The organism is Pseudoalteromonas sp. T1lg75 (assembly GCF_002964705.1).
GTDB lineage: Bacteria > Pseudomonadota > Gammaproteobacteria > Enterobacterales > Alteromonadaceae > Pseudoalteromonas.
The window spans coordinates 1-445 of the sequence record NZ_PQCD01000051.1 but is presented as its reverse complement, the minus strand read 5'-3'; the positions used below and the strand labels follow the sequence as shown (position 1 = coordinate 445).

General features: G+C 43.1%; 2 rRNA genes. Both read right to left on the bottom strand.

Going from position 1 to position 445, the window contains the following annotated elements:
* Position 1: 1 nt before the first annotated feature.
* A 5S ribosomal RNA gene (gene rrf / locus C2M36_RS12655) occupies positions 2-95 on the bottom strand.
* 70 nt (positions 96-165) lie between these two features.
* A 5S ribosomal RNA gene (rrf, locus tag C2M36_RS12650) occupies positions 166-280 on the bottom strand.
* Positions 281-445 lie beyond the last annotated feature (165 nt).

Sequence of the window (445 nt, the reverse complement as noted above, 5' to 3'; positions counted from 1 at the left end):
CACATGGCAAATGCCACACTATCATCGACGCTGTTTCGTTTCACTTCTGAGTTCGGCATGGGGTCAGGTGGTTCCAAAACGCTATGGTCGCCAAGCAAAAACTTGTAAATTCTTTTTTTGCTCTAAAAAACCCGGCTCTTTGAGCCGGGCTTTCTTTAATTAGGAGCCTGGTGATGACCTACTTTCACATGGCAAATGCCACACTATCATCGGCGCAGTTCCGTTTCACTTCTGAGTTCGGCATGGGGTCAGGTGGGTCCAGAACGCTATTATCACCAAGCAAAGTTGGTTACTAATCGCTATCGCAATCAGTATTAATTCGGAAAGCTGCTCTTTATTTCAAAGCAATAAGTAAGTGTCTACTTCAGTCTTAATTTCTAACTTCTAACTTAACAGTCTCACACCATTTTGGTGTTGTATGGTTAAGCCTCACGGGTAATTAGTA